This is a genomic window from Pseudomonas sp. BP01, assembly GCF_022760795.1.
Taxonomy (GTDB): domain Bacteria; phylum Pseudomonadota; class Gammaproteobacteria; order Pseudomonadales; family Pseudomonadaceae; genus Aquipseudomonas; species Aquipseudomonas putida_Q.
This window is the reverse complement of the sequence record NZ_JAFBKA010000007.1, coordinates 133348-147132: the sequence shown is the minus strand read 5'-3', so window position 1 is coordinate 147132 and position 13785 is coordinate 133348. Positions and strand designations below refer to the sequence as shown.

The 13785-nt window shown below is 62.7% G+C and carries 12 protein-coding genes; 3 read left to right on the top strand and 9 right to left on the bottom strand.

The annotated features are described in order from the left end of the window. Positions 1 to 57: 57 nt before the first annotated feature. The 4 genes from pstA to JOY50_RS08850 all read right to left on the bottom strand — a co-directional run bounded on the left by pstA (position 58) and on the right by JOY50_RS08850 (position 6680). A complete protein-coding gene (gene pstA, locus JOY50_RS08865; protein ID WP_192902504.1) occupies positions 58 to 1674 on the bottom strand; it encodes a phosphate ABC transporter permease PstA in 1617 nt (538 codons plus the stop codon). Positions 1675 to 1745: 71 nt separating this feature from the next. Next, a complete protein-coding gene (locus tag JOY50_RS08860; protein ID WP_132846664.1) occupies positions 1746 to 4034 on the bottom strand; it encodes an ABC transporter permease subunit in 2289 nt (762 codons plus the stop codon). A 139-nt stretch (positions 4035 to 4173) separates the two neighbouring features. After that, on the bottom strand, positions 4174 to 5172 hold the full coding sequence (locus tag JOY50_RS08855; RefSeq protein ID WP_019470240.1) for a phosphate ABC transporter substrate-binding protein PstS: 999 nt from the start codon (positions 5170 to 5172) through the stop codon (positions 4174 to 4176). A gap of 218 nt (positions 5173 to 5390) precedes the next feature. After that, a complete protein-coding gene (locus JOY50_RS08850; RefSeq protein WP_019470241.1) occupies positions 5391 to 6680 on the bottom strand; it encodes an MFS transporter in 1290 nt (429 codons plus the stop codon). A 360-nt stretch (positions 6681 to 7040) separates the two neighbouring features. Between JOY50_RS08850 and JOY50_RS08845 the strand changes: the two genes are divergently transcribed. Next, positions 7041 to 7439 carry an acyl-CoA thioesterase gene (locus JOY50_RS08845; protein WP_016489852.1) on the top strand — a complete coding sequence of 133 codons (399 nt, stop codon included), beginning with the start codon at positions 7041 to 7043 and terminating at the stop codon, positions 7437 to 7439. Positions 7440 to 7510: 71 nt separating this feature from the next. Continuing rightward, on the top strand, positions 7511 to 8407 hold the full coding sequence (locus JOY50_RS08840) for a D-hexose-6-phosphate mutarotase (RefSeq protein WP_243055116.1): 897 nt from the start codon (positions 7511 to 7513) through the stop codon (positions 8405 to 8407). A 123-nt stretch (positions 8408 to 8530) separates the two neighbouring features. On the opposite strand, the gene JOY50_RS08835 is transcribed toward JOY50_RS08840, so the two are convergent. From JOY50_RS08835 to JOY50_RS08815, 5 genes are all read right to left on the bottom strand, one after another. After that, positions 8531 to 9064 carry a DUF3299 domain-containing protein gene (locus tag JOY50_RS08835; RefSeq protein WP_161775560.1) on the bottom strand — a complete coding sequence of 178 codons (534 nt, stop codon included), beginning with the start codon at positions 9062 to 9064 and terminating at the stop codon, positions 8531 to 8533. A 48-nt stretch (positions 9065 to 9112) separates the two neighbouring features. Next, positions 9113 to 9358 (bottom strand): GlsB/YeaQ/YmgE family stress response membrane protein, encoded by a 246-nt coding sequence (locus tag JOY50_RS08830; RefSeq protein ID WP_012054121.1) that lies wholly within the window; start codon positions 9356 to 9358, stop codon positions 9113 to 9115. A gap of 108 nt (positions 9359 to 9466) precedes the next feature. After that, positions 9467 to 10549: a 5-(carboxyamino)imidazole ribonucleotide synthase gene (locus tag JOY50_RS08825; protein WP_243055115.1), complete on the bottom strand. Its 1083-nt coding sequence runs from the start codon at positions 10547 to 10549 to the stop codon at positions 9467 to 9469. A gap of 10 nt (positions 10550 to 10559) precedes the next feature. Further along, entirely contained in the window at positions 10560 to 11051 is a 492-nt protein-coding gene (gene purE / locus JOY50_RS08820; RefSeq protein WP_016489856.1) for a 5-(carboxyamino)imidazole ribonucleotide mutase, read from the bottom strand. Positions 11052 to 11222: 171 nt separating this feature from the next. Next, complete coding sequence (locus JOY50_RS08815; protein ID WP_165931662.1) at positions 11223 to 12155, bottom strand: LysR substrate-binding domain-containing protein; 933 nt, start codon at positions 12153 to 12155, stop codon at positions 11223 to 11225. A gap of 182 nt (positions 12156 to 12337) precedes the next feature. On the opposite strand from JOY50_RS08815, the gene aspA reads away from it, so the two are divergent. Further along, entirely contained in the window at positions 12338 to 13762 is a 1425-nt protein-coding gene (gene aspA, locus JOY50_RS08810; protein ID WP_024717848.1) for an aspartate ammonia-lyase, read from the top strand. The last annotated feature ends 23 nt before the right edge of the window (positions 13763 to 13785 follow it).

Below are 13785 nucleotides of genomic sequence, written 5' to 3'. Positions count from 1 at the left end.
AGTTAGGGCAAAGCGGCAATCTGCTTGGAGCTTGCCGCTTGTGACTTAAAGCTTTGATCAGCTGTCGAGCGCCTTGTACTTCTCGCGCAGGTGGTTGCGGATCCACACGGCCGACAGGTTGAGGGAGGCGATCACCAGCACCAGCAGCAGTGCCGTGGCGTACACCAGCGGCCGCGCGGCCTCGACGTTCGGGCTCTGGAAGCCGACGTCATAGATGTGGAAGCCCAGGTGCATGATCTTCTGGTCCAGGTGCAGGTACGGGTAGTTGCCGTCCACTGGCAGCGAAGGCGCCAGCTTCACCACACCCACCAGCATCAGCGGCGCCACTTCACCGGCGGCGCGGGCCACGGCGAGGATCATGCCGGTCATCATTGCCGGGCTGGCCATGGGCAAGACAATCTTCCACAGCGTCTCGGCCTTGGTCGCGCCCAGGGCCAACGAGCCCTCGCGCACGGTACGCGGAATACGCGCCAGGCCTTCTTCGGTGGCCACGATCACCACCGGTACGGCCAGCAGGGCCAGGGTCAGCGATGCCCACAGCAGGCCCGGGGTACCCAGGGTAGGCGCCGGCAGTGCTTCGGGGAAGAACAGGCGGTCGATAGAACCACCCAGCACGTAGACGAAGAAGCCCAGGCCGAACACGCCGTAGACGATCGCCGGCACGCCAGCCAGGTTGTTCACCGCAATGCGGATCAGGCGGGTCACCGGGCCTTGCCGTGCGTATTCGCGCAGGTAGACGGCAGCCAGCACACCGAACGGGGTGACGATCACGGCCATGATCAGGGTCATCATCACGGTACCGAAAATGGCCGGGAAGATACCGCCTTCGGTGTTGGCCTCACGCGGGTCGTCGCTGAGGAACTCCCACACCTTGGCAAAGTAGGTACCCAGCTTGGTGAAGCCGGACATGCCATTCGGCTGGATGGCGTGCACCACCTTGCTGAGGTTGATTTCCACTTCACGGCCGTTGCCATCGCGGGCCACCAGGCTGTCGCGGGCGAAGGCCTGGTGCAGGCCGCTCAAGCGGTCTTCGATGGCCTTGTAGCGGCTGTTCAGCTCGGCGCGGTCGGCGTCCATGTCGGCCTGGGCGGCGGCGTCAAGCTTGCCGTCCAGCTCCAGCTTGCGGGCCTGCAGACGCAGGCGCTCAAGGCCATGGTTGATGGCACCGATGTCCTTCTTCTCCAGCTGCTGCAGCTCACCGTTGAGCTGGCTGGCACGCTTGAGGCGGGCCTGCAGTTCGTTCCAGGCAGCAGGGCCTTGGGCAACCACGCGGCCTTCTTCCTTGACGCTGACCAGGTAGCCATAGAAGTTGCCCCACTCGCGGCGCTCCAGGGCGATCAGGTCGGCCGGGCGCTGTTCATCGACCAGCCATTCGCCGACCACCCAGGTGAAGTCGCTGCCGTTGAGGTCGCGGTTACCCACCTTGATCAGCTCGCGGGTCATGAACTCCGGGCCCTGCTCCGGTACCGGCAGGCCGGCCCCCTTCAGGCGGGCACGGGGTACCTCTTCCTTTTGCACCACTTCGCCGATGACGATGTGGTCAGCCTGGCCCGGTACCTTGTAGGTGGCCTGGACAAGATCGGCCGGCCAGAAGTGGCCCAGGCCGCGCACGGCAATCACCGCCAGCAGGCCAACGGTCATGATCACCGCCATGGCCACGGCGCCGCCGCTCATCCAGACGCCTGGGGCGCCGCTCTTGAACCAGCCTTTGAGGGAATCCTTTTTCACGGATCGCTACCTTTCTATCAAAGCGACGAGTATTTCTTGCGCAGACGCTGGCGAATCAGCTCGGCCAAGGTGTTCATGACGAACGTGAACATCAGCAGCACCAGCGCGGCCAGGAACAGCACGCGGTAGTGGCTGCCACCGACTTCCGATTCCGGCATTTCCACGGCCACGTTGGCGGCCAGGGTGCGCATGCCCTCGAACAGGTTCATTTCCATCACCGGGGTGTTGCCGGTGGCCATCAGCACGATCATGGTCTCGCCCACCGCACGGCCCATGCCGATCATCAGCGCCGAGAAAATGCCCGGGCTGGCGGTGAGGATGACCACGCGGGTCAGGGTCTGCCAAGGCGTGGCGCCGAGGGCCAGCGAGCCCAGGGTCAGGCTGCGCGGCACGCTGAACACGGCGTCTTCGGCAATGGAATAGATGTTCGGGATGACCGCAAAGCCCATGGCGATACCCACGACCAGGGCGTTGCGCTGGTCGTAGGTGATGCCCAGGTCGTTGGTAATCCACAGGCGCATGTCACCGCCGAAGAACCAGTTTTCCAGGTGTGGGCTCATGGTCAGGGCAAACCAGCCGGTGAACAGGATGACCGGTATCAGGATCGCGGCTTCCCAACCATCTGGCACACGCAGGCGGATCGACTCGGGCAGGCGGCTCCAGGTGAAGCCGGCCAGCAGGATGCCGAGCGGCATCAGCAGGAACAGGCTGAACACGCCAGGCAGGTGGCCTTCGAGGTACGGGGCCAGGAACAGGCCGGCGAAGAAGCCGAGGATCACCGTCGGCATCGCTTCCATCAGCTCGATCACCGGCTTGACCTTGCGGCGCATGCCCGGGGCCATGAAGTAGGCGGTGTAGATGGCGGCGGCAATCGCCAGCGGCGCGGCCAGGATCATCGCGTAGAACGCGGCTTTCAGCGTACCGAAGGTCAGCGGCGAAAGGCTCAGTTTGGGTTCGAAGTCGGTATTGGAAGCGGTCGATTGCCAGACGTATTTCGGTTCGTCGTAGTTCTCGTACCACACCTTGCCCCACAGCGCGCTGAAGGACACTTCAGGGTGCGGGTTGCGCAGGCTCAGCGGCAGCAGCTTGCCGCCCTCTTCGATGATGATGCGGTTGGCACGCGGCGACAGGGCCAAGGTGCCTGGGCCTTCGGCAGCCGGCTCGACCAGCAGGGTGCGGTGCGCGGTGCTGTGGAACACGCCCAGCTTGCCGTCGGCGTCCAGGGCGATGAAGCCCTTGCGGCGCTCTTCGGCGTCAATCTGCACAACCGGGGCCTTGCCCATCTGGAAGGTACGGATCTGCTTGAAGCGCGATTCGCCGTCCGGGTCACGGGCCATGAACCATTGGGCCAGGCCACCTTTTGAGTCACCGATGATCAGTGATATGCCGCCGACCAACTGGGCGCTGGCGGTGATTTCGGTGTCGGCGCTTTCGGCCAGCTTGTAGCGGCCGTTGAGGCTCTTGTCACGCAGGCTGAACACGTCGGCGGTGGCGCGGCCGTTGATCACGTAGAGCCACTGCTGACGTGGGTCGATGAAGATGTTCTTCACCGCTTCGGTCATCTGCGGCAGCACGATACGGTTCTGCTCGGTGGTGACCTCTTCGGTCATCATGTTTTCGCTGCGGGTAAGCTGCACTACCTGCAGGTGCGCGCCGGTGGACCCGGCCAGTACCAAGGTGTCGCCATTGACGTTGACGTTGACGTGCTCCAGCGCACGGCCCTGTTCGTCGAGCACGAACGGCTGCTCGCCGTAGGGGTAGTCGATGCCGGGGGTGATGGTTTTCTTGTTGTCCGGGTAGGTGATCTTGTAGGTGTGGTGGAACACCAGCGCCTGACCATTGGACAAGCCCAGTACCACCAGCGGGCTGCCCGGCTGGTCGCTACTGATCGAGGTTACCTGGGTGCCTGCCGGCACTGGCAGGTCGACCCGCTTGAGCTCGTTACCGGTCTTGGTATCGAAGAACAGTGCCTGGCCCTTGTCCGAAACTCGCATCCCCACCAGGTTCTGTTCTTCAAGCGCGATCATCAGCGGCTTGCCGGCATCCTGCTGCAGCCAAGCCGGCTCCAGGGCTTTCTTGCTGGTCAGCTCGGCGCCCTGGAACAGTGGCAACACCACATAGGCCAGGTAGAAGAAGATCAAGGTGATTGCCGCCAATACGGCAAGCCCGCCCACCAGTACATACCAGCGGGTCAGGCGGTCCTTCAGCGCACGCATGCGGCGCTTGCGTTGCAGCTCGGGCGTATTGAAATCAATGCGCACGGGCTGGGAGTTTTGGGTCATGTTTGAATTGGCCAGATCATTCATGCGCACACCCTAGCGGTCCCGTGTGACAAAAACATTACAAAGTGGTGACGCGCGAAAGCCCGCCGCACAGGGGACCTGGCTTCGGACTGGAAATTCGTGGAAGAGGCCGGGCATCAGCACCGGCCCCTTCTTCAGTTACTTACTTCTTTGCGACGTTACCCGTGTGGGACAGGCCCAGGTCAGCCAAGGTCTTGTCGACGACTTTGGACGGCAGCGGGATGTAGCCATCCTTCACCACGACCTGCTGGCCAGCTTGCGACAGTACCAGCTTGACGAACTCGGCTTCCAGCGGGGCCAGAGGCTTGTTCGGGGCCTTGTTGACGTAGACGTAGAGGAAGCGCGACAGCGGGTACTTGCCGTTCAGGGCGTTTTCTTCGTTGTCTTCGATGTACTCGGTGCTGCCTTTCTTGGCCAGCGGAACAGTCTTCACGCTGGCGGTCTTGTAGCCGATACCCGAGTAGCCGATGCCGTTCAGCGAGCTGCTGATCGACTGCACGACCGAAGCCGAGCCAGGCTGTTCGTTCACGTTAGGCTTGAAGTCGCCTTTGCACAGGGCTTCTTCCTTGAAGTAGCCGTAGGTGCCCGATACCGAGTTGCGGCCGAACAGCTGCACTGGCTTGTTGGCCAGGTCGCCGGTCACACCCAGGTCGCCCCAGGTTTTCACGTCTGCTTTGCCACCGCACAGGCGGGTGGAGGAGAAGACTGCGTCGACCTGCTCCATGGTCAGGCCTTTGATCGGGTTGTCCTTGTGCACGAACACGGCCAGGGCGTCGACGGCGACCGGGATGGCGGTCGGCTTGTAGCCGTACTTCTGCTCGAAGGCCTGCAGTTCGACGTCCTTCATCTTGCGGCTCATCGGGCCGAGGTTGGCGGTGCCTTCGGTCAGCGCGGGTGGCGCGGTGGAAGAGCCGGCAGCCTGGATCTGGATGTTTACGTTCGGATATTCCTTCTTGTAGGCCTCGGCCCACAGAGTCATCAGGTTCGCCAGGGTATCGGAACCGACGCTGGAGAGGTTGCCCGAAACACCGGTGGTTTTGGTGTAAGTCGGGATTGCAGGATCGACAGCGGCTACCGCGTTGGCGGTTGCAACGCCAGCGGCGGCAAAGGTGAGGGCCGCCATCAAACGCTTCAGTTTCATGCCTTGCTCCTAGCAGGAATATTGGGGTGTTGGATGGAACGGGCCCAAGTATCGGCAGGCCGCATGAACACGATATGACTTCATTGTGACAATTGGATGAAAGGCCATCACTGATAGCAGGTCTGGCCTCTTCGCGGGCACGCCCGCTCCCACAGGGGTTGTGCTGAGCCCTGTGGGAGCGGGCGTGCCCGCGAAGAGGCCAGCAGCCCCGAAACAGATCAGCGCTTGTTGGCGAGCAGGTACAGGCCTACGGCCAGACCAACGGCGCACAGCCCTGCCACATAGTAGGCAGGCGCCATCGGGCTTACTTTCAGCAGCGCGGTCACCACCATCGGCGTCAAACCACCGAAGATCGCGTAGGCCACGTTGTACGAGAACGACAGCCCGCTGAAGCGCACCGCCGCCGGGAATGCCTTGACCATTACATAAGGCACCGCGCCGATCACGCCCACGCACAGGCCGGTCAGCGCATACAGCGGGAACAGCAGCTCGGGCCGGGTCGGCAGGCTGTGGTAGAAGGTCCAGGAGCTGGCCAGCAGCAACAGGCTGCCGATCACGAACACCCGGCCCGCACCAAAGCGGTCGGCCAGGCTGCCGGCGCCGATGCAGCCGAAACTCAGCAGCACGATGGCCATGCTGTTGGCCTTGAGCGAGTCGATCGGGCTGATGTGGTAGAAGCTTTGCAGCAGCGCCGGGGTCATCAGGATGACCACCACGATGCCGGCCGACAGCAACCAGGTCAGCAGCATCGACAGGATGATCGGGCCACGGTGGTCGCGCAGCACGGCGCGCAGCGGCAGCTCCTCGGCCAGCGCCTTGCGTTGCTGCATCTCGGCGAACACCGGGGTTTCATGCAGCCAGCGGCGCAGGTACACCGAGAACAGGCCGAACACACCGCCGAGCAGGAACGGAATACGCCAGGCGTAATCGGCCACTTCTTCAGCGCTGTACACGCTGTTGATCAGGGTTGCCACCAGCGAGCCCAGCAGAATGCCCGCCGTCAGGCCTGCGGTGAGGGTGCCGCAGGCATAGCCGGTGTTGCGCGCCGGTACGTGCTCGGAGACGAATACCCAGGCCCCCGGCACCTCGCCCCCAATCGCCGCGCCCTGGATCACCCGCATCAGCAGCAGCAGGATCGGCGCCCACATGCCGATTTGGGCATAGGTTGGCAGCAGGCCCATGATCAGGGTCGGCAGGGCCATCATGAAAATGCTCAGGGTGAACATCTTCTTGCGCCCGAGCAGGTCACCAAAGTGAGCCATGATGATGCCGCCCAGCGGCCGCGCCAGGTAGCCGGCGGCGAAAATGCCGAACGTTTGCATCAGGCGCAACCACTCGGGCATGTCGGCCGGGAAGAACAGCTTGCCAACCACCGTGGCGAAGAACACGAAGATGATGAAGTCGTAGAACTCCAGTGCGCCACCCAGGGCGGACAGTGAGAGTGTCTTGTAATCACTGCGGGTCAGCGGCCGCGGGGGCTGCTCGATACTGCTCGGCACGGAAGTCATCGCTCGTTGTTCTCTTGTAGGGCATGCAGGCCGCTTGGCGCGCGGCTTCTGGATTGGGAGACAGGCGAAGATAGCAAATTGCCGAGCCGCGCCGAAAGCGATACAAAATCCATACAGATATTCATGAATGCGCGGTCGTCGCTGGCGGTTATGCTCTATATACTGGCGATTCGTAGGAAAAGGTTGCTGCCAGCGTGGGATGTTGTGCGAAAACGCCGGTCTTTATGTCAGACGGTTTCGCAGAGTTTCCCTACGGCCGTCCAGTGAAACGAAATCGGCGTAGTATGTTTCAAGCTGAATCGTTTACCCGGCCTTTGCGCCACACCAACGAAAAGCGTCACGGGTCAGAGGCCCCATCGCATGATTGAGCTCGAACAAGAAGATCCAATCCCCCAAGGCGACCTGGCCTTGCAGATCACCGCACTCCCGCGCGAAACCAACGGGTTTGGCGACATCTTCGGCGGCTGGCTGGTTGCCCAGATGGACCTGGCCGGCACCGCCATGGCCAGCCGCGTCGCCGGAGGCCGTGTGGCGACCGTGGCCATCGAACGCATGGCGTTCCTGGTACCCGTCGCGGTGGGCGCACAGCTGTCGTTCTACACCCAGACCCTGGAAATCGGCCGCAGCTCGATCCAGATGATGGTCGAAGTGTGGAGCGACGACCCGTTGTCCAGTGAATGGCGCAAGGTTACCGAAGCGGCATTCGTCTTCGTTGCCATCGACGGCAGTGGCCGCACCCGTTCCGTGCCTCGTCGCTGAGCCACGCGGGCGGTAAACTCATTGCATGTGCCCGGGTCCAAGGCCCACTGGCAATCAATGAGACGAACGCAATGGCTACCTTCCAGGTCGTAACCGAGCAACATGGCGAACTCAACTGCTGGCGTATCAGCAGCGACCGCGCCGAACTCCTGATCGCCCAGCAGGGCGCACAGATCCTCAGCTACCAGCGGGTCGGCGAGCCGCCGCTGCTGTGGCTGAGCGACCAGGCCGTCTTCCGCCAGGGCAAGTCGGTACGCGCCGGTGTGCCGGTGTGCTGGCCGTGGTTCGGCAACCTGCAGCGCAACCCCCAGGCCGTTCAGGCCATGTACCACGGCGAGCAGGCGCCTGCTCACGGGCTGGCGCGCTCGCGTGACTGGCAGCTGCTGGGTATCGAGGAAGCAGGCACCGGCCTGCGCATCGAATTCCAGTTGCCTGAAGCGCAGGGCGATCTAGCCGGCTGGCCTCATGATGTCGAACTGAAGCTGGTGATAGAGCTGGATGAAGCGCTGAAGCTGAACCTGACCAGCCGCAACATGGGCAATACCCCCGTTACCATCAGCCAGGCCCTGCACAGCTACTTCGCGGTCAGCGATGTGCGCCAGGCGCGGGTCGAAGGCGTCGAAGGCCTGGGCTATATCGAAACGCTGGCGGACTGGGAACAGCGTCAGCAGCAGGGGGCACTGGCGTTTGCGGGGGAGACTGACCGGATCTACCTCGACACCCCGCAGACCCTGAGCATTGTCGACCCGCACTGGAACCGGCGGATTACCCTGACCAGCAGTGGCTCGCGGTCGGCGGTGATCTGGAACCCATGGACCGAGCGGGCCAGGGAGCTGGCGGATATGGCTGACGACGGCTGGCAGCGGATGCTGTGCATCGAGACGGCGAATGCGTGGGATGACCTGGTGGAATTGAAGCCTGGCGCGAGTCATTCCCTGGGTGTACAGATCGATTGTGAAATGATCTGAGGCCCGCAATGTTTTTGCCGGCCTCTTCGCGGGCTTGCCCGCTCCCACAAGTTCTCCACAAGCCTCGAAAATTGTGGGTTACCTGTGGGAGCGGGCAAGCCCGCGAAGAGGCCGGGCCAGGTATCAGAGGTCTGCGTCTTCCACCACCCTCACCTTGCCCGCATCCAGCGCATAGGCCGCATCGGCCAGGTCATTGCTGACCTTTTCCACCTTCAGCTTGCCGCTGACCCACAGCGGTGTGTAGATGTCATCGATCTTCAACCCTTTCGGGTAGCGCACCAGCACCAGCTGGTTCGGCGGCGGTGGCGGCACATGAATGCACGCGCCTGGGTATGGCACCAGGAAGAACAGCGTGCTGTTGCCCTTGGCGTCGCTTTCCAGTGGCACCGGGTAGCCGCCCAGGCGAATGTCCTTGCCGTTCATGGCCGCCACAGTCTTGGTCGAATACATCACCGCTGGCAGGCCCTTGCTCTGTTTCAGCCCGCCCTTGTCGGTAAAGGTGCCCATGGCTTCTGGCGAGTTGTGGTCGATTTCGGGCATTTGCTCGAGCGCCTTCTGATCCGACTTGGGCATCAGCTCCAGCCAGTCGGTTTCAGGCAGTTCGGCATGGGCCAGGGTACTGGCCAACAGGAGGGGGACGAGGAAAAAGGCTCGCATGGCAATGCTCGGCAACTCGAATGAATTGCCGGGCATTCTAACCAGTATTCAGCGTTTCTTGATGAATCCGTAGATCACCAGAAGGACCACGGCACCGATCAGCGCGCCAAGGAAGCCCGCCGCCTGCCCGGCCTGGTAGATGCCCAGTGCCTGGCCGCCGTAGGTCGCCAGCAAGGAGCCGGCAATACCCAGCAGGATGGTCATGATCCAGCCCATGCTGTCGTCGCCCGGCTTGATGAAGCGGGCCAGCAGGCCGACGATGAGGCCGATGAAGATGGTTCCAATGATGCCCATGGCAATCCCTCTGCAGTGAATATGGAGCAAGCCAAAGCCTAGACGGGCTTTGGCTTGTTGCCATGTTCAGAGGGCAAGCCGCTTGCAGAAGTTCGATTTGAAGCCCGATCAGTTGCTGATCAGAGCCTCTACTTCGGTAATCTTGCGCTCGAGGGTGGCCATGTCATGGCAGCGCAGGGTGGCGTGGCCAACCTTGCGGCCGACCTTGAAGGCCTTGCCGTAGTGGTGCAGGTGGCAGTCGCCGATGGCGACAACCTTGTCCACGGCCGGCACTTCACCGATGAAGTTGAGCATCGCGCTCTCGCCCACCTTGGCCGTGGAACCCAGCGGCAGGCCGGCAACGGCGCGCAGGTGGTTCTCGAACTGGCTGCACTCGGCGCCTTCGATGGTCCAGTGCCCGGAGTTGTGCACACGCGGGGCGATTTCGTTGGCCTTCAGGCCACCGTCCACTTCAAAGAACTCGAAGGCCATGACGCCGACGTAGTCCAGCTTCTGCAGCACACGGCCAACGTAATCTTCGGCCAGTGCCTGCAGCGGGTGCGCCTGGCTGGCTACCGACAGGCGCAGGATGCCGCTTTCGTGGGTGTTGTGCACCAGCGGGTAGAAGCGGGTTTCGCCATCACGGGCACGCACGGCCACCAGCGACACTTCGCCAGTGAACGGCACGAAGCCTTCCAGCAGGCACGGCACGCTGCCCAGCTCGGCGAAGGTGCCTACCACGTCTTCTGGCGTGCGCAGCACTTTCTGACCCTTGCCGTCGTAGCCCAGGGTACGGGTTTTCAGCACGGCCGGCAGGCCGATGCTGGCCACCGCAGCGTCCAGGTCTGCCTGGGAAAGGATGTCGGCGAAGGCCGGGGTCGGGATACCCAGGTCGCGGAACATGCTTTTTTCGAACAGGCGGTCACGGGCGATACGCAGCGCTTCGGCACTGGGGTAGACCGGGACGAACTGCGAGAGGAAAGCCACGGTCTCGGCCGGGACGCTTTCGAACTCGAAGGTGACCAGGTCGACTTCGTCGGCCAGCTGGCGCAGGTGGTCCTGGTCGCCGTAGTCGGCACGCAGGTGCTCGCCCAACGGCGCGGCACAGGCGTCCGGTGCCGGGTCGAGGAAGGCGAAGTTCATGCCCAGCGGGGTACCCGCCAGGGCCAGCATGCGGCCCAGCTGGCCGCCACCGATTACACCGATCTTCATGGGTTAAGCCTCAAGCCTGGCGCGGGTCTGGGTTGTCCAGCACAGTGTCGGTCTGTTCGGTGCGGAACTGCTTGAGCGCCGCGTGGTACTGCGGGTACTTGGCGCCCAGGATGCTGGCCGACAGCAGCGCAGCGTTGATCGCACCGGCACGGCCGATGGCCAGCGTGGCAACCGGCACGCCGGCTGGCATCTGCACGATCGACAGCAGCGAATCGACGCCCGACAGCATCGACGACTGCACCGGCACACCCAGCACCGGCAGGTGGGTCTTGGCGGCGCACATGCCTGGCAGGTGGGCTGCGCCACCGGCACCGGCGATGATCACCTCGATGCCGCGGCCTTCGGCCTCCTCGGCATACTGGAACAGCAGATCCGGGGTGCGGTGGGCAGAAACCACCTTCACTTCGTAGGGAATGCCGAGTTTTTCCAGCATATCGGCGGTGTGGCTAAGGGTGGACCAATCGGACTTGGAGCCCATGATCACGCCAACCAGTGCACTCATCGTCGAGCCTCTTCGCTTGTGCGCCCGTGGGCGCGTCAAAAAACAACAAGCCACGCGGGACGACCGGCGTGGCTTGTTTGCTGATCAGGACCGGACGCATCCGGTCGAAAGGCCGCGCAGTATACCGTAAGGTGGGCGGTTTAAGGCACCCCGGCGACCAACTGTCGGGCCCTATTTTTCGGGGCTTTGGCTGACTTTTGGGTCAACCGCCGCCGCGCCCTCCAGCTTACGCCACAACAGCCTGACGTTGGCCTTGCGCACCAGGGCGCAGCGGTACAGGCGAATTTCCAGTGGCACATGCCACTGGCTGCCGCCACATACGGCCAGCTCGCCTCGTTCCAGCTCGCCACGCATCGACAGGCGCGGTACCCAGGCAATACCCATGCCCTCCAGCGCCATGCTCTTGAGGCTGTCGGCCATGGCGGTTTCATAGACGGTGGTATAGCGCAGGTTGCGCTGGCGCAGCAGCAAATTGACCGAGCGGCCCAGGAAGGCGCCGGCGGTATAGGCCAGCAACGGTACGCTGCCCTCACCTTCCAGGTCGAACAACGGCTTGCCCTCGGCATCCACGGCACACACCGGCAACATTTCGGTGGTGCCCATGTGCAGCGACGGGAAGATCTCGGCGTCCATCTGCAGAGCCGCGTCCGGGTCATAGAAAGCCAGCATCAGGTCGCAGCCACCTTCGCGTAATGCATGCACGGCATCTCCGACGTTAGTCGCAACCAGGCGGGTGGCGATGTTCAAACCGTCATTGCGCAACTGGGCCACCCAACGGGGGAAAAAGCCCGATGCCAGGGAGTGTGCCGCAGCCACCTGCACCACTTCGCCCTGCCCGCCCTCAAGATGATGCAAATGGCGAAGAATTTCGCCCAACTGGTCGACAACCGTGCGCGCTGTAACGAGAAACAGCTGGCCGGCTTCGGTGAGTTCGATGGGCGTGCGGGAACGATTCACCAGTTGCAGGCCCAATGCCGCTTCAAGGCTGCGAATGCGCCGGCTGAAGGCCGGTTGGGTGACGAAACGCCGCTCTGCCGCCTGGGAAAAACTGCGGGTGGCGGCAAGTGCGCTGAAATCTTCCAGCCATTTGCTTTCAAGGTTCACGAAGCACATCTCCCGGCGTGCACCAAAATGGAACACGCTCGAATGTCAATTGGCGTCACATGAAACACTATGCCGTTTGTGCATAGGTTAGCGTGCAACAGCATTGGCCGCAAAATCACCTTCGGGCCTAGGATTGGCGCCATTCCGGCATGTGCCGGGTCAAAATCGAGATGATATACATCATGTCCTCCGCTGCATCGTTCCGCGTCGAAAAAGATCTGTTGGGTACCCTTGAAGTTCCTGCTGATGCCTACTACGGCATCCAGACCCTGCGCGCTGCCAACAACTTCCACCTCTCCGGCGTTCCGCTGTCGCACTACCCGAAACTGGTAGTGGGCCTGGCGATGGTCAAGCAGGCAGCTGCTGACGCCAACCGTGAGCTGGGGCACTTGAGCGATGCCAAGCACGCCGCGATCAGCGCAGCCTGCGCACGACTGATCAAGGGCGACTACCACGAGCAGTTCGTGGTGGACATGATTCAAGGCGGTGCTGGTACTTCTACCAACATGAACGCCAACGAAGTCATCGCCAACATCGCGCTGGAGGCCATGGGCCACCAGAAGGGTGAGTACCAGTACCTGCACCCGAACAACGATGTGAACATGGCGCAGTCGACCAACGACGCCTACCCGACCGCTATCCGTCTGGGCCTGCTGCTGGGTCATGACGCCCTGCTGGCCAGCCTCGACAGCCTGATCCAGGCCTTCGCAGCCAAAGGTAAAGAGTTCGACCACGTACTGAAGATGGGCCGTACCCAGCTGCAGGACGCCGTGCCGATGACCCTGGGCCAGGAATTCCGCGCCTTCGCCACCACCATGACCGAAGACCTCAACCGTCTGCGTTCGCTGGCGCCTGAGCTGCTGACCGAAATCAACCTGGGTGGTACTGCCATCGGTACCGGCATCAACGCCGACCCGGGCTACCAGATGCTCGCCGTACAACGCCTGGCAATCATCAGCGGTCAGCCGCTGGTACCGGCTGCCGACCTGATCGAAGCCACCTCCGACATGGGCGCCTTCGTGCTGTTCTCCGGCATGCTCAAGCGTACCGCAGTCAAGCTGTCGAAGATCTGCAACGACCTGCGCCTGCTGTCCAGCGGCCCACGCACCGGCATCAACGAGATCAACCTGCCAGCGCGTCAGCCAGGCAGCTCGATCATGCCAGGCAAGGTCAACCCGGTTATCCCGGAAGCCGTCAACCAAGTCGCCTTCGCCATCATGGGCAACGACCTGGCCCTGACCGTCGCCGCCGAAGGTGGCCAGCTGCAGCTGAACGTGATGGAGCCGCTGATCGCCTACAAGATCTTCGACTCGATCCGCCTGCTGCAACGCGCCATGGACATGCTGCGCGAGCACTGCATCGTCGGCATCACTGCCAACGAACAGCGCTGCCGTGAACTGGTTGAGCACTCGATCGGCCTGGTCACCGCCCTGAACCCGTACATCGGCTACGAAAACGCCACCCGTATCGCCCGCGTTGCCCTGGAAACCGGCCGCGGCGTGCTGGAACTGGTGCGCGAAGAGAAGCTGCTGGACGAAGAGATGCTCAACGACATCCTGCGTCCGGAAAACATGATCGCTCCACGTCTGGTTCCGCTGAAGGCGTAACCCGACCGCTGCAAACAGTCTCA